This is a genomic window from Enterobacter cloacae complex sp. SYL003, assembly GCF_049236925.1.
In the GTDB taxonomy this organism is placed as follows: domain Bacteria; phylum Pseudomonadota; class Gammaproteobacteria; order Enterobacterales; family Enterobacteriaceae; genus Enterobacter; species Enterobacter intestinihominis.
The window spans coordinates 1-20,087 of the sequence record NZ_JBMKJK010000014.1 but is presented as its reverse complement, the minus strand read 5'-3'; the positions used below and the strand labels follow the sequence as shown (position 1 = coordinate 20,087).

Annotated in this window: 17 protein-coding genes and 1 pseudogene; 7 read left to right on the top strand and 11 right to left on the bottom strand. The window is 58.4% G+C overall.

Annotation, left to right across the window (positions count from 1 at the left end; translation table 11 throughout):
* The first annotated feature begins 5 nt into the window (after positions 1 to 5).
* Complete coding sequence (locus ACOT1A_RS17370; RefSeq protein WP_276170235.1) at positions 6 to 2,390, top strand: beta-N-acetylhexosaminidase; 2,385 nt, start codon at positions 6 to 8, stop codon at positions 2,388 to 2,390.
* 109 nt (positions 2,391 to 2,499) lie between these two features.
* On the opposite strand, the gene gbpA is transcribed toward ACOT1A_RS17370, so the two are convergent.
* The 5 genes from gbpA to ACOT1A_RS17345 form a co-directional block, all read right to left on the bottom strand.
* Complete coding sequence (gbpA, locus tag ACOT1A_RS17365) at positions 2,500 to 3,951, bottom strand: N-acetylglucosamine-binding protein GbpA (RefSeq protein WP_126490153.1); 1,452 nt, start codon at positions 3,949 to 3,951, stop codon at positions 2,500 to 2,502.
* Between the two features lie 136 nt (positions 3,952 to 4,087).
* Positions 4,088 to 4,474: a 2-iminobutanoate/2-iminopropanoate deaminase gene (ridA, locus tag ACOT1A_RS17360; protein ID WP_003863373.1), complete on the bottom strand. Its 387-nt coding sequence runs from the start codon at positions 4,472 to 4,474 to the stop codon at positions 4,088 to 4,090.
* A 73-nt stretch (positions 4,475 to 4,547) separates the two neighbouring features.
* Complete coding sequence (gene pyrI, locus ACOT1A_RS17355; protein WP_276170234.1) at positions 4,548 to 5,009, bottom strand: aspartate carbamoyltransferase regulatory subunit; 462 nt, start codon at positions 5,007 to 5,009, stop codon at positions 4,548 to 4,550.
* A gap of 12 nt (positions 5,010 to 5,021) precedes the next feature.
* Positions 5,022 to 5,954, bottom strand: coding sequence for an aspartate carbamoyltransferase (pyrB, locus tag ACOT1A_RS17350; protein ID WP_003863368.1), 933 nt, complete (start codon positions 5,952 to 5,954; stop codon positions 5,022 to 5,024).
* Between the two features lie 34 nt (positions 5,955 to 5,988).
* Complete coding sequence (locus tag ACOT1A_RS17345; RefSeq protein WP_022646880.1) at positions 5,989 to 6,093, bottom strand: pyrBI operon leader peptide; 105 nt, start codon at positions 6,091 to 6,093, stop codon at positions 5,989 to 5,991.
* Here ACOT1A_RS17345 and ACOT1A_RS17340 point away from each other — a divergent pair.
* Positions 6,073 to 6,190: pseudogene (locus tag ACOT1A_RS17340) on the top strand (hypothetical protein). The gene ACOT1A_RS17345 and the pseudogene ACOT1A_RS17340 sit on opposite strands and share 21 nt — an antisense overlap.
* 3 nt (positions 6,191 to 6,193) lie before the next feature.
* Here the strand turns inward: ACOT1A_RS17340 and ACOT1A_RS17335 are convergent.
* The 5 genes from ACOT1A_RS17335 to arcA all read right to left on the bottom strand — a co-directional run bounded on the left by ACOT1A_RS17335 (position 6,194) and on the right by arcA (position 11,480).
* The gene (locus ACOT1A_RS17335) at positions 6,194 to 6,673 is read right to left on the bottom strand and encodes an arginine repressor (RefSeq protein ID WP_003863366.1); all 480 of its coding nucleotides are present in this window, start codon (positions 6,671 to 6,673) and stop codon (positions 6,194 to 6,196) included.
* Between the two features lie 80 nt (positions 6,674 to 6,753).
* Positions 6,754 to 8,157 carry a YfcC family protein gene (locus ACOT1A_RS17330; RefSeq protein ID WP_105322947.1) on the bottom strand — a complete coding sequence of 468 codons (1,404 nt, stop codon included), beginning with the start codon at positions 8,155 to 8,157 and terminating at the stop codon, positions 6,754 to 6,756.
* Between the two features lie 46 nt (positions 8,158 to 8,203).
* Positions 8,204 to 9,208, bottom strand: coding sequence for an ornithine carbamoyltransferase (gene argF, locus ACOT1A_RS17325; protein ID WP_038415176.1), 1,005 nt, complete (start codon positions 9,206 to 9,208; stop codon positions 8,204 to 8,206).
* Between the two features lie 129 nt (positions 9,209 to 9,337).
* On the bottom strand, positions 9,338 to 10,249 hold the full coding sequence (gene arcC, locus ACOT1A_RS17320; RefSeq protein WP_022646884.1) for a carbamate kinase: 912 nt from the start codon (positions 10,247 to 10,249) through the stop codon (positions 9,338 to 9,340).
* Between the two features lie 10 nt (positions 10,250 to 10,259).
* Positions 10,260 to 11,480 (bottom strand): arginine deiminase, encoded by a 1,221-nt coding sequence (arcA, locus tag ACOT1A_RS17315; protein WP_063200759.1) that lies wholly within the window; start codon positions 11,478 to 11,480, stop codon positions 10,260 to 10,262.
* 675 nt (positions 11,481 to 12,155) lie between these two features.
* Between arcA and ACOT1A_RS17310 the strand changes: the two genes are divergently transcribed.
* The 5 genes from ACOT1A_RS17310 (at position 12,156) to ACOT1A_RS17290 (ending at position 18,967) form a co-directional block, all read left to right on the top strand.
* Positions 12,156 to 12,608 (top strand): YhcH/YjgK/YiaL family protein, encoded by a 453-nt coding sequence (locus ACOT1A_RS17310; protein WP_022646886.1) that lies wholly within the window; start codon positions 12,156 to 12,158, stop codon positions 12,606 to 12,608.
* A gap of 237 nt (positions 12,609 to 12,845) precedes the next feature.
* On the top strand, positions 12,846 to 13,754 hold the full coding sequence (yagE, locus tag ACOT1A_RS17305) for a 2-keto-3-deoxygluconate aldolase (RefSeq protein WP_105322948.1): 909 nt from the start codon (positions 12,846 to 12,848) through the stop codon (positions 13,752 to 13,754).
* Between the two features lie 14 nt (positions 13,755 to 13,768).
* Positions 13,769 to 15,736 carry a xylonate dehydratase YagF gene (yagF, locus tag ACOT1A_RS17300; RefSeq protein ID WP_105322949.1) on the top strand — a complete coding sequence of 656 codons (1,968 nt, stop codon included), beginning with the start codon at positions 13,769 to 13,771 and terminating at the stop codon, positions 15,734 to 15,736.
* Positions 15,737 to 15,962: 226 nt separating this feature from the next.
* Complete coding sequence (locus ACOT1A_RS17295; protein WP_023299198.1) at positions 15,963 to 17,345, top strand: MFS transporter; 1,383 nt, start codon at positions 15,963 to 15,965, stop codon at positions 17,343 to 17,345.
* 11 nt (positions 17,346 to 17,356) lie between these two features.
* A complete protein-coding gene (locus ACOT1A_RS17290; RefSeq protein WP_105322950.1) occupies positions 17,357 to 18,967 on the top strand; it encodes a glycoside hydrolase family 43 protein in 1,611 nt (536 codons plus the stop codon).
* On the opposite strand, the gene xynR is transcribed toward ACOT1A_RS17290, so the two are convergent.
* Complete coding sequence (gene xynR, locus ACOT1A_RS17285) at positions 18,952 to 19,713, bottom strand: DNA-binding transcriptional repressor XynR (RefSeq protein ID WP_105323056.1); 762 nt, start codon at positions 19,711 to 19,713, stop codon at positions 18,952 to 18,954. The genes ACOT1A_RS17290 and xynR overlap by 16 nt on opposite strands.
* Positions 19,714 to 20,087 lie beyond the last annotated feature (374 nt).

Sequence of the window (20,087 nt, the reverse complement as noted above, 5' to 3'; positions counted from 1 at the left end):
CATTCATGTTACGGTACAGTCTCTTAACCGCCGGGCTTATGCTCGGCGCCTCCGCCTTTGCCGCCCCGGCAGGCGACCTTCCCTTAATGCCCTGGCCTGCGAAGGTTGAACGCCCGACCACGCAGGGTGCGCTGGTGCTTAACAATCAACTCACCGTGAGCGTCAGCGGCGACGATCTGGGGGATGCGGTCAACCGCCTGCGCCAGCGCATCGCCCTGCAAACTGGCTGGACGCTACAGCCGCAGGCCGAAAAACCTGACAAGCCAACCATCCGTATTTCCATCGCTAAAAAAGTGAAGCCGCAGCCGCTGCCGGACAGCGATGAGAGCTATAAACTCACGGTGGACGCCAACGGCGCAAATATCTCCGCCAACACCCGCTTCGGCGCGCTGCGCGCCATGGAAACCTTGCTCCAGCTGATGCAGAACGGTGCCGAAAACACCTCGATTCCGTGGGTTACCATTGAAGATTCGCCGCGCTTCCCGTGGCGCGGGCTGCTGCTCGATTCAGCGCGCCATTTCATCCCGTTACCCGATATCAAACGCCAGATCGACGGCATGGCCGCGGCTAAGCTCAACGTCCTGCACTGGCATTTGACGGACGATCAGGGCTGGCGCTTTACCTCGAAGCGTTATCCAAAATTAACCCAGCTTGCCAGCGATGGGCTGTTCTACACCCCGGAGCAGATGCGCGAGATTGTGCGTTACGCTGCCGAGCGCGGCATACGCGTGGTGCCGGAAATTGATATGCCGGGCCACGCCTCGGCGATTGCCGTCGCCTACCCGGAGCTGATGAGCGCGCCGGGGCCGTACGCCATGGAGCGCCACTGGGGCGTGCTTAAGCCAGTGCTGGATCCCACCAAAGAGGCGACCTATACCTTTGCCAACGCGATGGTCAGCGAACTGGCGGCGATCTTCCCGGATCCGTATCTGCATATTGGCGGCGATGAGGTTGACGACAGCCAGTGGAAAGCGAACGCTGCGATCCAGAGATTCATGCGCGACAACAAACTGGCGGACAGCCATGCGTTGCAGGCGTATTTCAACCGCAAGCTGGAGACGATCCTTGAGAAGCACCACCGGCAGATGGTTGGCTGGGATGAGATCTACCATCCCGATCTGCCGAAAAGCATTCTGATCCAGTCCTGGCAGGGACAGGACGCGCTGGGGCAGGTGGCGCAGAACGGCTATAAGGGCATTCTTTCTACCGGTTTCTACCTCGATCAGCCGCAATCCACCGCCTACCACTACCGCAATGAAATTGTGCCGCAGGGGTTGAACGGCGTGGATGTGATAGCAGACACCGACAGCGTCCAGAGCTGGGCTTTCTCGATGCCGCGTCTGAAAGGCAAGCCGGTGGAAGGCAGCTTTACGCTGGTGAAAGGCGATGCTGGCTGGCGCGGATTCATTGATTTTGCCGGGAAATCGCGTCGGGCGGTGGATAACATTCAGTGGCGGGACGACAATCAGGTAACGTTTACCGTTGATACCTGGATGGGTGAAACGCGTCCGGTCGTTTCTGTTGAGAACGATAAGCTCAGCGGCTATTTCCTGGTGGGTAACGCCCGCTACCCGATTAGCGGCACGCGTCTGGACGAGGTGCCGCAAGGCGTTCCGCCGGTGGTGCCGGACCCGGCGAACGAGGCCAATCTGCTCGGCGGTGAAGCCGCGCTGTGGGCGGAAAACGTAGTCGCGCCAGTACTGGATATCCGTCTGTGGCCGCGCGCCTTTGCGGTGGCGGAGCGGCTTTGGTCGGCGAAGGACGTCAACGACATCGACAACATGTATACCCGGCTCCAGGCGATGGACAGCTGGTCCACGGTATCGGTTGGGCTACAGCAGCATACCCAGCAGCAGATACAGTTCACGCGCCTCGCTAACAATGCGGATACCTTGCCGCTGCAAATCCTCGCCCAGGCGCTTGAACCGGCGCAGTATTACACCCGTCAGCATCTTAAGTTCCAGGCCGGAAACTATCATCAGTTTGAGCCGCTTAACCGGCTCGCTGACGCGCTAAACGCGGAAAGTGCGACCGTGCGTCAGATGAATAAATGGGCTGATCGTCTGGTGAGCGACGCGGAAGACACGGAGAGCGCCGACGCGCTGCGCCACGTCTTTAACCGCTGGCAGAACAACACCAGCGACGTGCTGGCCTTGAGCGAAAACAGCTATCAGTTGAAGGCCATCAAACCGGTAATTCAGGAGGTGGACAAGCTGGCCTCGATTGGCCTGAGGCTGACGGATCTGGTGGCGCGCCAGGGAACGCTGGATGATAAAGAGATCGCGTCGATCCAGAGCGAACTGGATAACGCGGCGACAATCCAGGACGAAGTGGTGATTGCGGCGGTGTACCCGCTGGAAACGCTGCTGCGTGCGACGCAGAATCAGTAGAAAAAAATACCCCTCACCCCAACCCCTCTCCCCATAGGGGCGAGGGGGCTCGATCCGTTCCCTCTCCCCTTTGGGGAGAGGGTTAGGGTGAGGGGTAAGGTTTTTCCACTCAGTTCTTCAACACCCACGCCTCTTTCCAGTGCGCGCCAACGCCAGGCTCAAACTGGTTTGCGGTTGGGCTGTACTGCACGCAGTAGCCGCTGTACGGGAAAGGCTTACATTCGTAGGTCTTACCGTCTTTTGGCTGTAGTACCACGGTGCCCGCTTTGTACGAGGCGATATTGTCCGGGAAGGTAAAGTCGTGGTGGCCGGTGCTGTCCGCAGCCGCATCGCTTTCCAGCATCAGGTTCAGCACGTCCTGGGCGAACATCGTGCCGTCTTTATTGGTCGCGTAGTATTTCAGCATATGGTGTCCCGCCGTCACGTCAGTCAGCGTCATGGTCACGTCCTGATTGACGTTGTTCATGTCCTGCTTCAGGTAACCTTTTTCCGCACCGTGGTGGTTCATCACGTGCGCTTCAAAATTAACGTCACCCTGCGTGTTGACGTGGAAGGTGACGGTCGCGTTGCCATGTTCGATTTTACTGTATTGCAGATCGGAAACGGCGATGGTCTCGCTCACCTGCGCTTTTTGCTCTTCATAGGAGATGGCAACGGATTTCAGCGTGCTGCCGTCTTTCACGAATACGCTGTTGGCGCCGTGAACCGGGCTGATGTCACCGGCTTCATCTTTAACACCGACGCGGACATCGCTCTGAGCGGTGTTGATCTTCTGCGCCAGATCGTAAGACCACTGGTTAGCGTCGCCTTGTTCAGCAGAGCCGATGGTCATTTCGGTACGCATGGCGGTCACTTCACCGTTGGCGTCGAAGAAGCGTGCGATAACCTTATCGCCCACGTTCAGGTTATTACCAGCAATCTGGCCGCTCAGGGTTTTGCTCCATTCGGAAACAATCGCAGGCGTTTCATCCGGGGTAACGTTGCCACCATTCCCGAAATCAACGTCAATGGCCTGATAAAAGCTATTTGAGGTGTCCGCAATTTCCCACACGCCGTAAATAACCTGGTACCCCGTACGCGCAGGAACATTGCAAGTCATAGATTTTGTTACGGCTGGTGCCTGACTATTTCCGTTGATCGTACAGAATGGAGTTAATTCAAATTGATCGCGAGTCAGCGGCTTATTTGGATCCCAGTTTTGTTTGGTGATGTAATAGCGCCAGTTAGTGGTTTTATGCGGTGCAGTATGATGCCAGACGAACTCATGCGGGCCTGCTGTTATCGGGTTTTTGGTCCAGGCATTCAGGCTTTGCTTATCCAGCTGAGAATACTGGGAAATACCTGCACTGGCGAGCTGGCCGTCCGGCGGCATAGCGCCGGTCGGGAAACCGGAAGTTTTTTCCACGCTCTGCGGTTCATACTGTACAGCGCCGCAATCAATATTTTGGCCAAGCTTACACATATAGGCGCGGCTGGCTGGAGATTCAATATAGCCGTGAGCAAATGCCGACGATGCAACGGTCACTGTCGCGAGGGCAAGTGCAATTTTTGAAAGTTTCATTACTCATCCATTATTAGAGAATATTACCGGGTGGAGAAGCTTAATAATGGACGGTGCGATTTGTCATTTTATATGGAGAGTAAAAATAGTCGAAATAAAAAGGACAGCTAAGCTGCCCTTTCTTAATTGAATTGAATTAGCGACGTACGGCAATCGCTTCAATTTCAATTTTCACGTCTTTTGGCAGACGCGCCACTTCCACGCAAGAGCGAGCCGGGAAGGTCGCGTTGTGCTCGGTGAAGAACGCTTCGTAAGTGGCGTTAACGGTCGCGAAATCATTCAGATCTTTCACGAACACGGTGGTTTTGACGATATCGCCCACTTTCAGACCGGCAGATTCCACGATCGCCTGCACGTTTTCCAGCGACTGACGCGCCTGCGCCGCTACGTCGGCGGGTACTTCACCGGTTTTTGGGTTCACCGGGATCTGACCAGAAGTGATGATCATGCTGCCCAGATCAACGCCCTGAACGTATGGGCCGATAGCCGCTGGTGCATTTTCCGTCGCGAGTACTTTGCTCATTTTTTCTCCAGAATTACAGCGTTAAGAATGTTCCCGGCCATTATAACAGCCGGGATTTCATTACCAACCTCAATTAGTTGGCCAGCACCACATAATGAGAAAACTCTTTTTCGCAGTATTTGCATTTGAGTGCGATGTCATTGGCGCGTTTTTTCACTGCGAAACTGGAGGAAACCGGCTCAGCATGACTGATGCAGTTGCTGTTCGGGCAGACCAGCACGCTTTCGATGCGATCCGGCAGGCTTGGGCGGGATTTGCCCACCACGTTGTAATCGTCGATGCGGTTAACCGTGGCGTCCGGCGCGTACAGCGACAGCTGGTTAACCTGCTCGTCGGTCAGGAAGGTGTTCTCGATTTTGATCAGGTCTTTACGGCCCATTTCGCCCGACGGCAGGTTCAGGCCGATGGTGATGCGCTGGTCGGTTTCGGTCAGTTTGAATAGCGTCAGCAGCTTAAAGCCCACCTGCGCAGGGATGTGGTCAATCACGGTGCCACGCTTGATGGCTTCAACCTGGAGTTTGTTATCGTGTGTCATGGTCGTCTCCCCTTACAGAGCTAATTCGCGATTCAGAACCAGTGCCAGTAACGCCTGGCGAGCGAAGATGCCGTTTCCGGCCTGCTGGAAGTACCAGGCGTGCGGCGTTTTGTCCACGTCTGTGGTGATCTCATCGATGCGCGGCAGCGGGTGCAGCACCTTCATATTGTCACGCGCGCCTTCAAGGTCGCTGGCGCGCAGCACGAACTGCGCCTTCACGTTGGCGTACTCGGACGGATCCAGACGCTCTTTCTGCACGCGGGTCATGTAGAGAATATCCACGTTGCCCATCACCTCTTCGATACTGGCGTGCAGGCTCCACGCGATGCCTTTCTCGTCCAGCATGTCGAGAATGTACTGCGGCATCGCCAGCGCGTCCGGCGCGATAAAGAAGAAGCGGTTGCCGTTAAATTTCGCCAGCGCCTGGGTCAGGGAGTGGACGGTGCGGCCATATTTCAGGTCGCCGACCATGGCGATGTTCAGGTTCTCAAGCGTGCCCTGCGTCTCCTGAATGGTGAACAGATCCAGCAGGGTCTGCGTCGGATGCTGGTTAGCACCGTCACCGGCGTTCAGCACCGGAATGCCGCCGGAAAACTCGGTCGCCAGACGCGCCGCGCCCTCCTGCGGGTGGCGCATCACAATCGCGTCAACGTAGGTACTGATAACCGAAATGGTATCCGCCAGGGTTTCGCCTTTTTTGCCCAGCGACGTGTTGCTGCTGTCCGAGAAGCCCACCACGCTCGCGCCCAGACGGTGCATGGAGGTTTCGAAGGAGAGGCGGGTGCGGGTCGAGGCTTCGAAGAAGCAGCTCGCAATCACCTTGTGCTTCAACAGCTCCGGTTGCGGATTGGCCTTCAGTTTTGCCGCGGTTTCCAGAACCAGTTCCAGCTCTTCGCGGCTGAGGTCGTTTATGGAAATGATGTGTTTTTGATAAAGCGGATTCATGTTTATCTCCTGACGCCGGGCAAAAAAAAGCCCCTCAAATGAGGGGCTCTGGGAATAGGTTTAGCAACGGGAAGAAAAACGGCAGGCCAGCGTCTGATTTCAGACGCGGTAAGACGTTATGTCGTACACGCTTGACCATGCTTCCTCCCGGCAAATTGTCGGGCATTATACGCAGCTCGCTTTTGGGATCAAGCGATTTAATGCACGCTTTACTCAATGCAAACGGTTCTTTGTGAATATTAATGCGTTCTGAGTAAATAATTAATTTGCTTATGTACCAGCGCGGTGCGCTTCACTACGCGGGGCGCGACCCAGACAATACTGCTCCCGGCCACTACACCTAAAATTTCCGGTAACTGGTGATAATCCAGAATACGCGCCACCGCGCGGCCATATCCGGCGACGGTATGGATAAGGATAAATTCGCTGTTGTGCTCCACGCTCACCACCATTTCAGAGACCGTACGCGCCGCGTCGGGGGCCGGGCGCAGCTGGGGATTCAGCGAATAAATCTTTAGCCCTTTGGCATTGCGAATTTTTATGACACCAAGCAACTTGAGCAGACGTGAAACGGTGGACTGGCTGATGGTCTCAAAACCACGCTCCTGTAAGTCGCGGCGGATCTCTTCCTGGGAGAGATAGCTCTTTTCCGCGATCAGACGCTGGCAGACCGTTAGCTGTAGTTGCTCTTTGGGAGAGTACTCTTCGTAATCCATCATAGTTCCCATATCAGTTCCCGAAATAACCGGTGGCACCGCACCGATCCGTAGGCCGGATAAGCGCAGCGCCATCCGGCAAATCACAACAAAGCACCCAGGCTTAACGCCACCATAATCACCACCGTTAAAATCCCCAGCAGCGGCGCGACCCATTTCAGATAACGCACGTAGGGCACGCGGGCGATAGCCAGCCCGCCCATCACGACGGCAGAGGTGGGAGTGATCAGGTTGACGATGCCGGACGCCGACTGGTAAGCCGTAACCACCAGGTCGCGGTTGACGTTAGCGAAATCGGCAAGGGGCGCCATGATCGGCATCGTCAGAACGGCCAGGCCGGACGAAGAAGGCACAAGAAACGACAGCACCACTTCCAGCCAGTACATCACGTTGATGAACGCCACCGTCGACAATCCGGTGACCATTCCCTCGGCGCTGTGCAAAATGGTGTGGGTAATCATGCCCTTATCCATGATCACTACGATACCGCGCGCGATGCCGATTATCAGCGCGACGCCCAGCAAATCTCGCGCGCCGTTGATAAAGGTTGTGGTCAGCTCCTCTTCGCTCATGCGGGCGATCAGCCCGACGATAATGGCACTGGCGAGGAACACCGCCGAAATCTCCGCCATCCACCAGCCCAGCACCGCCACGCCGTAGATCATCACCGCGAAGGCGAGGGCGAAGATCACCAGGATGAGTTTGCGCACCGGGGTAAATTCCAGCGACTGCTCGCCCTTGTTACCGAGAAAGTGGGCGCGATTTTCTTCCTGCTTATCCGCCACGATCGACAGCGACGGATCCTTGCGCACCTTGCGGGCGTAGCGCATTACCCACGCCACGCAGATGATCCAGCCGATCACCAGCAGCGCGATGCGTAGCATGATGCCGTTGGTGAAGGGGATCCCGGCGGCGTTGGCGGCGATCACCGTGGCGAACGGGTTGATGGTGGATCCGAGCGTGCCGATCCCCGCGCCGAGCAGCACGGTAGAGGCCGCAACCACCGGATCGAACCGCGCTGCCAGCATCACCGGCACAAGTAAGGTATAGAAGGGTAGCGACTCTTCGGCCATGCCGTAAATCGTGCCGCCGGCGGCAAACAGCGCCATCAGGATCGGGATCATCCACTCTTCGCGGCCGCGCAGTCGGGTGGTGACGCGCTCGATCCCGGCGTCTATCGCCCCGGTTTTAGTGACGATCCCGAGGAATCCCCCGATGATCAGAATAAACAGCGCCACGTCGATCGCCCCGGCCTGGCCGGACTCCGGATCGTACAGCCCGGCAATCGGCGCCATCAGCACGGAGACGAGCCCCTGCGGGTGCGCTGCCACGTGCGCGTAAGTGCCAGCAATCGGCACTTCTTTGCCGAGCGCCTCGTTCATCGCCATATGGTACTGCCCGGCCGGAACAATCCACGTCAGCACGGCAACCACGGCAATCAGAAAAAAGAGAATGGTATAAGCGGAGGGAAATTTGAACTTGCCCATGATGTTCTCCTGAACCCGGCGCACCCCGCGGCGCGCCGGGCGGTGATTAGTCGCCGAGTGTCGCCACCATGACCGCTTTAATGGTGTGCATGCGGTTCTCTGCTTCGTCGAAGACGATGGAGTTCGGTGATTCAAAGACCTCTTCCGTCACCTCCAGCCCCTTCAGGCCGTACGCCATCTCGATTTCGCGGCCCACTTTGGTATGTTCGTTGTGGAACGCCGGCAGGCAGTGCATGAACTTGACGTTCGGGTTACCGGTGGCCTTCATCACGTCCGCATTAATCTGATACGGCTTCATCAGGCTAACGCGCTCGGCCCACGCCTCCTTCGGCTCGCCCATGGAAACCCACACGTCGGTGTAGAGGAAATCGGTGCCCTGCACGCCTTCTCCCACATCGTCGGTGAGGGTGATGCGCGCGCCGGTCTCTTTGGCGATGGCGCGGCACTGCTCAACCAGCCCGGCCTCCGGCCAGAAGGATTTCGGCGCCACAAGGCGGATATCCATCCCCATTTTGGCCGCGCCGACCATCAGCGAATTACCCATGTTGTTGCGCGCGTCGCCGAGGTAAGCAAAGCTCAGCTCCGGCAGGGTTTTGCCCGGAGAGTGCTCCAGCATAGTCATCAGGTCGGCAAGGATTTGCGTGGGGTGGAACTCGTCGGTCAGGCCGTTCCACACCGGCACTCCCGCGTATTCGCCCAGCTCCTCAACGATGGCCTGGCCGTAGCCGCGGTACTCGATGCCGTCATACATGCGGCCCAGCACGCGCGCGGTGTCCTTCATCGACTCTTTGTGGCCAATCTGCGAGCCGCTTGGGCCGAGGTAGGTGACCTGCGCGCCCTGGTCGAACGCGCCCACTTCAAAGGCGCAGCGGGTGCGGGTGGAGGTTTTTTCAAAGATCAGGGCGATGTTTTTCCCGACCAGGGTTTGCTTTTCGCGCCCGGCTTTTTTGGCCGCCTTCAGCTCGATGGCGAGGTCGATCAGGTACTGGATCTCCGCCGGGGTGTAGTCCAGCAGTTTCAGGAAGTTGCGGTTTTTCAGGTTGATGGTCATGGGTAAATCCTTTTTAAAATTAATGTCTAAGACCTTACCCCTCACCCCAGCCCTCTCCCCAAAGGGGAGAGGGTGTAATCGTCCCCTCTCCCCTTTGGGGAGAGGGTTAGGGTGAGGGGAAATGGGTGCTCAGTTACGAATCAACGTGCCTTTCTCGCCCGCCAGGATCTCCGCGCCGTCGGCCAGCGCGCCGATCCCGGCAATGCCGTTGCAGGCTTCAACAAACTCGCGGCAGGCGGCCACTTTTGGCCCCATCGATCCGGCGTCGAACTGCATGCCTCTGAGCAGTTCCGGCGTGACCTGCGCCAGCGGGCGCTGGGTCGGTTTGCCCCAGTCGAGGTACACCGCGTCGGCATCGGTGAGGATCAGCAGGGCATCGGCCTCGATCTGCCGCGCCAGCAGAGCGGCGGAGAGGTCTTTGTCGATCACCGCCTCAATGCCGCGATAACCGTTGGCGTTTTCCACCACCGGCACGCCGCCGCCGCCGTTGCAGATGACCAGGTGGTCGCGCTGAATAAGCGCCGTAATGGCGTCGCTCTCCACGATGCGCTTCGGCTGCGGAGAGGGCACAACGCGGCGGAAATAGGCCCCGTCGACCTTGAACACCCAGCCTTTTTCCGCGGCCAGCGCTTTCGCCTGGGCTTCGCTGTAGACCGGGCCGATGTACTTGGTCGGGTTGCTGAACGCCGGGTCGGCGGCGTCCACTTCCACCTGCGTGAGCAGGACGCTCACCTCGCGCTGGGGCAGATTGTTTTTCAGCGCCTGCTGGAGCATGTAGCCGATCATTCCCTGGCTTTCTGCACCAAGAACGTCCAGCGGGTAGGGGGTGACTTTGTCGTAGGCGCTGTTTTGCAGCGCCAGCAGCCCGACCTGCGGGCCGTTTCCGTGCACCAGCACCACGCGCCATTGCTCCGTTAAGCCTGCGATGGTGCGGGCGGCCTGCTCGATGTTCTGACGCTGGATGTCCGCTTCCAGCGGCTCGCCGCGCTTGAGCAGCGCGTTGCCGCCAAGGGCCACAACCAGAGTGGGTTTTCGTTCCATGATGGCTCCTTTAAATTCCGTCGCGTTCCAGTGGGCAGCTCATGCAGCGCGCGCCGCCGCGACCGCGCCCCAGCTCGTCGCCCGGGATCGGCAGCACGGCGATGCCCGCCTTGTCGTATTTCTCGTTGGTCCAGACGTTGCGCTCGTAGCCGATCACCACGCCCGGACGGATGGTCAGGACGTTGTTGGCGTCGTTCCACTGCTCGCGTTCGGCTTCAAAGGCATCGCCGCCGGTGGTGATCAGGCGCACCTGGTTAATGCCGAGGGCTTTCTCGATGGCGTGCAGCAGGTCGGTTTCCTGAGTACGCAGCAGACCGCCGCGTCCGTCCGGGGTGAGCGTCCAGCACTGGGCGTCCTTGCGCACCACTTCCGGGTAAACGGAGAAAGTGTCCACGTCGATGTGGGTCATCACGGTGTCGAGGTGCATGCAGGAGCGATGTTTCGGCAGCTCAACGGCGATCACGCGCTCGGCCTGACGATGTTTAAACAAGCTGTTGGCGAGGAACTCCACGCCCTGCGGCGTCGTGCGCTCTGACATGCCGATCAATACCGCCCCGCGGCCAATCACTAATACGTCGCCGCCTTCCAGGGTGGCGTGGTCGTAATTAATATTCTCGTCGCCGAAATACTTAATAAACTCGCCATCGGCAAATGCGGGGTGCCAGCGATATATTGCGCGCAGATTATTGGTTTCGCGCTGGCGGGCGGGTTTCGCCATCGGATTAATGGACACGCCGTTATAAATCCAGCAGGAGGTATCGCGGGTAAATAAGTGGTTCGGCAGCGGTTTCATAATAAAATCATTCGCCGTGTGGGTATCGACCACCATATTTTTAATAGCTGCCGGAATTTCACCGTAGGTTAATCCGCCGCTTAATCTGCGCGCCAGTTCGCGGTGCGGCATATCCGCCAGCCAGCCGCGGACGTCGCTGGCAAAGGCTGGGCCGAGGCGGTAGTCGGAGATTTGTGTTTCAAGAAGCCAGGCTTTTGCTTCCGCAATATCAAGCGTTTGCGTAAGAAGGTCGGTCAATAGCAGGACTTCCACACCCTGCTCGCGCAGCGTGTTTGCGAAGATATCATGCTCCTCTCCCGCCCGCTCAACCGAGAGCACGTCATCAAATAACAGCTCCTGACAATTCGATGGCGTTAAACGTTTAAGACTTAAATTAGGACGGTGCAGCATAACGCTACGCAATTGACCAATTTCAGAACCGACGTAATGCTTTTCCATAATTATTCCTTTAACTGTTTTTCAGAATAAAAAGGGCATGCGCCATGTGATGTGTTTAATTTCATGGCGGCTAAGCTCAATTGATTTCGTGATTCATAGTAGGCGCTTAAATAATGGTTATTGTGACGCTGCTCACGCGAAAACCGATATTGAGCAGTTTATTTTCAATTGCATGATTCGTATCAGATAATGATTAATTTCATATTATTACGGGATGAATAGCTAAGCAGGAACGGGTGGCAATATTTGAGGTTGTTATTGTTTTGTAGAATTACATGCTTTGAAATATTTAGTTATGCTGTTGATTTTAATGAATAAAATTTTGCCTCGAGAATAGCTATGCAATAATGACAGTTAACTATTTTTCACTTAAGAGAAATCGATAAATAATTATGGATTTTTAAAGGAAATAACCGAAGTGATAAAGTGTGATGCAACAACAGGTTTTGTGAGTTACGTTTTAAATTCAGCGAGTTAGATAAGTTGCGTAAAGCTTAGGAAATGAGGTTATGCATAACGACTGCATAAATGCCTTTATGTAATTAACAGTGAATTAACACATTTTCCGATAAACATGCGCTGGCGCAAATCTTGTCTAAAAAGGGCTGGTATGGGAGAGGCGATTCTCGTATAAAAGATTAAAATGAAACAATGTTTTAATTTGAGGGTTGTATCATGATTATTGGCAATATTCATCATCTCCAGTCCTGGCTACCAGAAGAGCTGCGCCAGGCCATTGAGCACGTCAAGGCCCACGTAACCGACGCGACGCCGACCGGCAAGCACGACATCAGCGGCAACAGCCTGTTTTATCTGGTATCGGAGGACATGACCCAGCCGTTCGCCGAGCGTCGCGCTGAATACCATGCACGCTACCTGGATATTCAGATTGTGCTGAAGGGGCAGGAAGGGATGACCTTCAGCACCCTGCCGCACGGCACGCCGGACACCGACTGGCTGGCGGACAAAGACATCGCGTTCCTGCCGGAAGGCGAGCAGGAGAAAACCGTGGTGCTGAGCGAAGGAGATTTCGTGGTGTTTTACCCGGGCGAAGTGCATAAGCCGCTGTGCGCGGTGGGTGCACCTGCTAAGGTCAGGAAAGTGGTTGTTAAGATGCTGGTGGAGTAACCCTTACCCCTCACCCTAACCCTCTCCCCAAAGGGGAGAGGGGACTTTACCACCCTCGCCCCTTTGGGGAGAGGGCCGGGGTGAGGGGTTAGCGGACAATATGTGATCCAGCTTAAACTTCCCGCACTCCCTCCTCATCTCCCATTTACCTGTGCTTTTTCTCCGTCATAGTATGATCGTTAAATTAATGAACACTGTTCTATAATGTAGAACAAAATGATTCAGCAAGGAGATCACATGCCGCAGTCCGCGTTGTTCACGGGTATCATTCCCCCTGTCTCCACCATTTTTACCGCCGATGGCCAGCTTGATAAGCCGGGCACCGCCGCGCTGATCGACGATCTGATCGCTGCGGGCGTCGACGGCCTGTTCTTCCTGGGCAGCGGCGGCGAGTTCTCCCAGCTCAGCGCCGAAGAGCGTAAATCCATTGCCCGGTTTGCGATCGATCATGTCGATCGTCGTGTGCCGGTCCTGATCGGCACCGGCGGCACCAACGCCCGGGAAACCATTGAGCTGAGCCAGCACGCGCAGCTGGCGGGCGCGGACGGCATCGTGGTGATCAACCCCTACTACTGGAAAGTGTCGGAAGCGAACCTGATCCGCTACTTCGAACAGGTGGCCGACAGCGTCACGCTGCCGGTGATGCTCTATAACTTCCCGGCGCTGACCGGGCAGGATCTGACCCCGGCGCTGGTGAAAACCCTCGCCGACTCGCGCAGTAACATCGTCGGCATCAAAGACACCATCGACTCCGTCGCCCACCTGCGCAGCATGATCCACACCGTTAAAGCGGCCCTTCCACACTTCACCGTGCTCTGCGGCTACGACGATCATCTGTTTAATACCCTGCTGCTCGGCGGTGACGGGGCGATCTCGGCCAGCGGTAACTTTGCTCCGCAGGTGTCGGTAAATCTTCTGAAAGCCTGGCGGGATAAAGACGTGGCGAAAGCGGCTGAGTATCATCAGACCCTGCTGCAAATCCCGCAGATGTATCAGCTGGATACGCCGTTTGTGAACGTGATTAAAGAGGCGATCGTGCTCTGCGGTCGTCCAATTTCTACGCACGTCCTGCCACCAGCCTCGCCGCTGGACGAGCCGCGTAAGGCGCAGCTGAAAACCCTGCTACAACAGCTCAAGCTCTGCTGAGCCGGACGATAACGATGACCATTGAGAAAATTTTCACCCCACAGGACGACGCGTTTTATGCGGTGATCACCCACGCGGCGGGGCCGCAGGGCGCGCTGCCGCTGACTCCGCAGATGCTGATGGAATCCCCCAGCGGCAACCTGTTCGGCATGACGCAGAACGCCGGGATGGGCTGGGACGCCAACAAGCTGACCGGCAAAGAGGTGCTGATTATCGGTACTCAGGGCGGCATCCGCGCCGGAGACGGACGCCCGGTTGCGCTGGGCTACCACACCGGCCACTGGGAAATCGGCATGCAGATGCAGGCGGCGGCGAAGGAGATCACACGCAACGGCGGGATCCCGTTCGCGGCCTTCGTCAGCGATCCGTGTGACGGGCGCTCGCAGGGCACGCACGGCATGTTCGACTCCCTGCCGTATCGTAACGACGCGGCGATCGTGTTTCGTCGTCTTATCCGCTCTCTTCCGACGCGGCGGGCGGTGATCGGCGTGGCAACCTGCGATAAAGGGCTGCCCGCCACCATGATTGCGCTGGCCGCGATGCACGACCTGCCGACCATTCTGGTGCCAGGCGGAGCGACGCTGCCGCCGACCGTGGGGGAAGATGCGGGCAAGGTGCAGACCATCGGCGCGCGCTTCGCCAACCATGAACTCTCCTTGCAGGAGGCCGCCGAGCTGGGCTGCCGCGCCTGCGCGTCGCCGGGCGGCGGGTGTCAGTTCCTCGGCACGGCGGGCACCTCGCAGGTGGTCGCGGAAGCGCTGGGTCTGGCGTTGCCGCACTCCGCGCTGGCCCCGTCCGGGCAGGCGGTATGGCTGGAGATCGCCCGCCAGTCGGCGCGCGCAGTCAGTGAACTGGATAACCGCGGCATTACCACGCGCGATATCCTCACCGATAAAGCCATCGAAAACGCGATGGTGATCCACGCGGCGTTCGGCGGCTCCACTAATTTACTGCTGCACATTCCGGCCATTGCCCACGCGGCGGGCTGCACGATCCCGGACGTTGAACACTGGACGCGCGTCAACCGCAGGGTGCCGCGCCTGGTGAGCGTGCTGCCCAACGGCCCGGACTATCACCCGACCGTGCGTGCCTTCCTCGCGGGCGGCGTGCCGGAGGTGATGCTCCACCTGCGCGATCTCGGCCTGCTGCACCTGGATGCCATGACCGTCACCGGCCAGACGGTGGGCGAGAACCTCGACTGGTGGCAGAGCTCGGAGCGCCGTAAGCGCTTCCGCCAGTGCCTGCGCGAGCAGGACGGCGTGGAGCCGGATGACGTGATCCTGCCGCCGGAGAAAGCAAAAGCGAAAGGGCTGACCTCGACGGTCTGCTTCCCGACGGGCAACATTGCGCCGGAAGGATCGGTGATCAAGGCCACGGCGATCGACCCGTCGGTCGTCGGTGAAGATGGCGTTTACCGCCACACCGGCCGGGTGCGGGTGTTTGTCTCGGAGGCGCAGGCGATCAGGGCTATCAAGCGGGAAGAGATTGAGCAGGGCGATATCATGGTGGTGATCGGCGGTGGACCGTCCGGCACCGGCATGGAGGAGACCTACCAGCTCACCTCCGCGCTCAAACACATCTCGTGGGGCAAAACGGTGTCGTTAATCACCGATGCGCGCTTCTCGGGCGTGTCGACGGGCGCCTGTTTCGGCCACGTGTCGCCGGAGGCGCTGGCGGGCGGGCCGATAGGCAAGCTGCGCGATAACGACATCATTGAGATTGCGGTGGACCGCCTGACATTAACAGGCAGCGTAAACTTTATCGGTACTGCGGACAACCCGCTGACGCCGGAAGAGGGCGCGCGCGAGCTGGCACGGCGGCAGGTGCATCCGGACCTGCACGCTCACGACTTTTTGCCGGACGATACCCGGCTGTGGGCGGCATTACAGTCCGTGAGCGGCGGCACCTGGAAAGGCTGTATTTATGACACCGATAAAATCATTGAGGTAATTAACGCCGGTAAAAAAGCGCTCGGTATTTAATTATTTTGTGAGAGAAAATCGTCTGCGGAAAATAGTCCGCGGGCGGTTTTTACGTGTCTGCAATTTACTAATTTAAACAATAAGTTGTGATATATCGTTGGCGTCACAAAAGCGAAATAACGTAATTCAGAAATAAGATATGAGCATTGCTGGTTAATTGAACAGCTCATTACACTCCATTAACACGATGTTGTAATTCAGCACACTACATAAGGGTGTAATTCTGATGACGCAATTAACCATGAAAGACAAAATTGGCTACGGGCTGGGTGACACCGCCTGCGGCTTCGTCTGGCAGGCCACGATGTTCCTGCTGGCCTATTTCTACACCGACGTCTTCGGCCTCTCCGCGGGCATTATGGGGACGCTGTTTTTAGTCTCCCGCGTGCTCGACGCCGTGACCGACCCGCTGATGGGGCTGCTGGTAGACCGCACCCGCACGCGGCATGGCCAGTTTCGCCCGTTCCTGCTGTGGGGCGCCATCCCGTTCGGCATCGTCTGCATGCTGACCTTCTACACGCCGGACTTCTCCGCGCAGGGCAAAATCATCTACGCCTGCGTGACCTATATTCTGCTGACTCTGGTCTACACCTTCGTTAACGTCCCGTACTGCGCTATGCCGGGCGTCATTACCGCCGACCCGAAAGAGCGTCACGCCCTGCAGTCCTGGCGTTTCTTCCTCGCCGCCGCGGGGTCGCTCGCCATCAGCGGCATCGCGCTGCCGCTGGTCAGCATCATTGGCAAAGGCAACGAGCAGGTGGGGTATTTCGGCGCCATGTGCGTGCTGGGGCTGAGCGGCGTGGTGCTGCTCTACGTCTGCTTCTTTACCACCAAAGAGCGCTACACCTTTGAGGTGCAGCCGGGTTCGTCGGTGGCGAAAGACCTTAAGCTGCTGCTGGGCAACAGCCAGTGGCGCATCATGTGTGCCTTCAAGATGATGGCGACCTGCTCCAACGTGGTGCGCGGCGGGGCGACGCTCTACTTCGTGAAATACGTGATGGATCACCCGGAGATGGCGACCCAGTTCTTACTCTACGGCAGCCTTGCCACCATGTTCGGCTCGCTCTGCTCCTCCCGCCTGCTGGGCCGCTTCGACCGCGTTACCGCCTTCAAGTGGATCATCGTCGCTTACTCGCTGATTAGCCTGCTGATTTTCGTCACCCCGGCGGAGCACATCGCGCTGATTTTTGCCCTCAACATTCTGTTCCTGTTCGTCTTTAACACCACCACGCCGCTGCAGTGGCTGATGGCCTCTGACGTGGTGGATTACGAGGAGAGCCGTAGCGGTCGCCGCCTCGACGGGCTGGTGTTCTCCACCTACCTGTTCAGCCTGAAGATTGGCCTGGCAATTGGCGGGGCGGTGGTGGGCTGGATCCTGGCGTACGTCAACTACTCCGCCAGCAGCAGCGTGCAGCCGGTTGAGGTGCTGACCACCATCAAAATTCTGTTCTGCGTGGTGCCGGTGGTGCTCTACGCGGGCATGTTCATCATGCTGTCGTTCTACAAGCTCACCGACGCCCGCGTGGAGGCCATCAGCCAGCAGCTGATCAAGCACCGCGCGTCGCAGGGCGAGGCCGTTCCCGACGCTGCGACAGCCGCATCCCATTAACCGGAGGCAACATGGAAATTACTAACCCGATACTCACCGGCTTCAACCCGGACCCGTCCCTGTGCCGTCAGGGCGAGGACTACTACATCGCCACCTCGACCTTCGAGTGGTTCCCGGGCGTGCGCATCTACCACTCCCGCGATCTGAAAAACTGGTCGCTGGTCAGCACCCCGCTGGACCGCGTGTCGATGCTGGACATGAAGGGCAACCCGGACTCCGGCGGCATCTGGGCACCGTGCCTGAGCTACGCCGACGGGAGGTTCTGGCTGCTCTACACCGACGTGAAGATTGTCGACTCGCCGTGGAAAAACGGCCGCAATTTTCTCGTCACCGCGCCGTCCATCGAGGGGCCGTGGAGCGAGCCGATCCCGATGGGCAACGGCGGGTTCGATCCCTCCCTGTTCCACGACGACGATGGCCGCAAATACTACCTCTACCGCCCGTGGGGGCCGCGCCACCACAGCAACCCGCACAACACCATCGTGATGCAGGAGTTTGATTCGCAGACTGGCACGCTCTCGCCCGAGCGCAAAACGCTGTTTACCGGCACGCCGCTCTGCTACACCGAAGGGGCGCATCTTTATCGCCACGCGGGATGGTACTACCTGATGGTTGCCGAGGGCGGCACCAGCTACGAGCACGCCGTCGTGGTGCTGCGCGCAAAAACCATCGACGGGCCGTACGAGCTGCACCCGGACGTGACGATGATGACCAGCTGGCACCTGCCGGAGAACCCGCTGCAAAAGAGCGGTCACGGCTCGCTGCTGCAAACCCACACCGGGGAGTGGTATATGGCCTACCTCACCAGCCGCCCGCTGCGCCTGCCCGGCGTGCCGCTGCTGGCCTCCGGCGGGCGCGGCTACTGCCCGCTGGGGCGCGAGACCGGCATCGCCCGCATTGAATGGCGCGACGGCTGGCCGTACGTGGAAGGCGGCAAGCACGCGCAACTGACCGTGAAAGGCCCGCAGATGGCGGAGCAGCCTGTAGCCGTTCCGGGCATCTGGCGGGACGATTTCGACGCCAGTTCGCTTGACCCGGAACTGCAGACCCTGCGCATTCCATTCGACAACACCCTCGGCTCGCTCACCGCCCGCCCGGGCTACTTACGGCTCTACGGCAACGACTCGCTCAACTCGACCTTTACCCAGTCGACCGTGGCGCGCCGCTGGCAGCATTTCACCTTCCGGGCCGAGACGCGGATGCAGTTCTCGCCGGTCCACTTCCAGCAGAGCGCGGGGCTGACCTGCTACTACAACAGCAAAAACTGGAGCTACTGCTTTGTGGACTACGAGGAGGGGCAGGGGAGAACTATCAAGGTGATCCAACTCGACCACAACGTGCCGTCATGGCCGCTGCACGAGCAGCCGATTCCGGTGCCGGAACAGGCCGAGAGCGTCTGGCTAAGGGTGGACGTGGATAAACTGGTCTACCGCTACAGCTACTCGTTCGACGGCGAGACATGGCATACCGTGCCGATCACGTATGAGGCGTGGAAGTTGTCGGACGACTACATCGGCGGGCGCGGCTTCTTTACCGGTGCGTTTGTGGGACTGCACTGCGAGGACATCAGCGGCGACGGCTGCCACGCGGACTTCGACTACTTCACCTACGAGCCGGCATAGCCCAGTGCGCGTGAGAGCGCGAGCCCGGCCTGCTGAAGCTGCTCGCGGAAATTAGCCAGCTCGGCGTCGTCCACGCGCGAGGTCAAAGTCGACAGGCTCAGGGCGGCAATCACGCGGGATTCGTGGTTCCACACCGGCACCGCCACGCAGCGCACGCCCTGCTCGTTCTCTTCGCTGTCCAGGGCATAACCTTGTTCGCGGGTCTGCGTCAGGGCAGTCATTAACGCTTCCCGGGAGGCGAGGGTGGAAGGGGTATAGGTGGTGTACTGATAGCCCTCCAGCAGGGTGTTCAGCTCGGTCTCGCCCAGCCAGGCAATCAACACTTTGCCGATGGCGGTTGCGTGAACCGGCAGGCGGCGGCCGATGCGCGAATAGGCTATGGCGGCCAGCTTGCCTTCAATCTTCTCGATATAGACCCCTTCACGACCGTCCAGGATCCCCAGATGGGTGGTCTGCCCGGTCCGCTGGGACAGCTCCGTCAGCCAGCCTTTCGCCTTCTGGCGAATATCGATGGAGCCCACGACGAAATGACCGCGCTCAACCAGCTTCATGCCGAGGCGATATTTGCCGTTCTCCGGGTTCTGATCGATATAGCCGTGAAGCTGGAGGGTTTTCAGCAGCGAGTGGAGGGTACTCTTGCTCAGCCCCATCAGTTTGCTGATGTCGGTGATCTTAAGCTCGGTGGCCTGCTCGTTGAACAGGTCGAGGATCTGCAACGCACGTTCAACAGACTGAATAATCGGCATAATGCTGGCATGTCCACGCTGGAATGAAGGCGAAAACGTACCTTTTTCGGGGTGAAAAATCAATGAAATGGCGCCGGTGTTCTCCCTCTCCCCGTGGGAGAGGGCCGGGGTGAGGGCATAAGGCCGCATCGTTGCCTGATTCGCCCGGCGGCGCTACGCTTGCACGGGCCTACGGGTTGTGTTTTCTCCCTCTCCCTGTGGGAGAGGGACGGGGTGAGGGCATCAGGCCGCATCGTCGCCTGATTCGCCCGGCGGCGCTGCGCTTGCACGGGCCTACGGGCTGGGTGTTCTCCCTCTCCCCGTGGGCTGAGGGATCCCCAGTAATTTTTTTATGCAGAAGCAATAAAGTTGCTTTCTAAATGACTGAGGGCTGT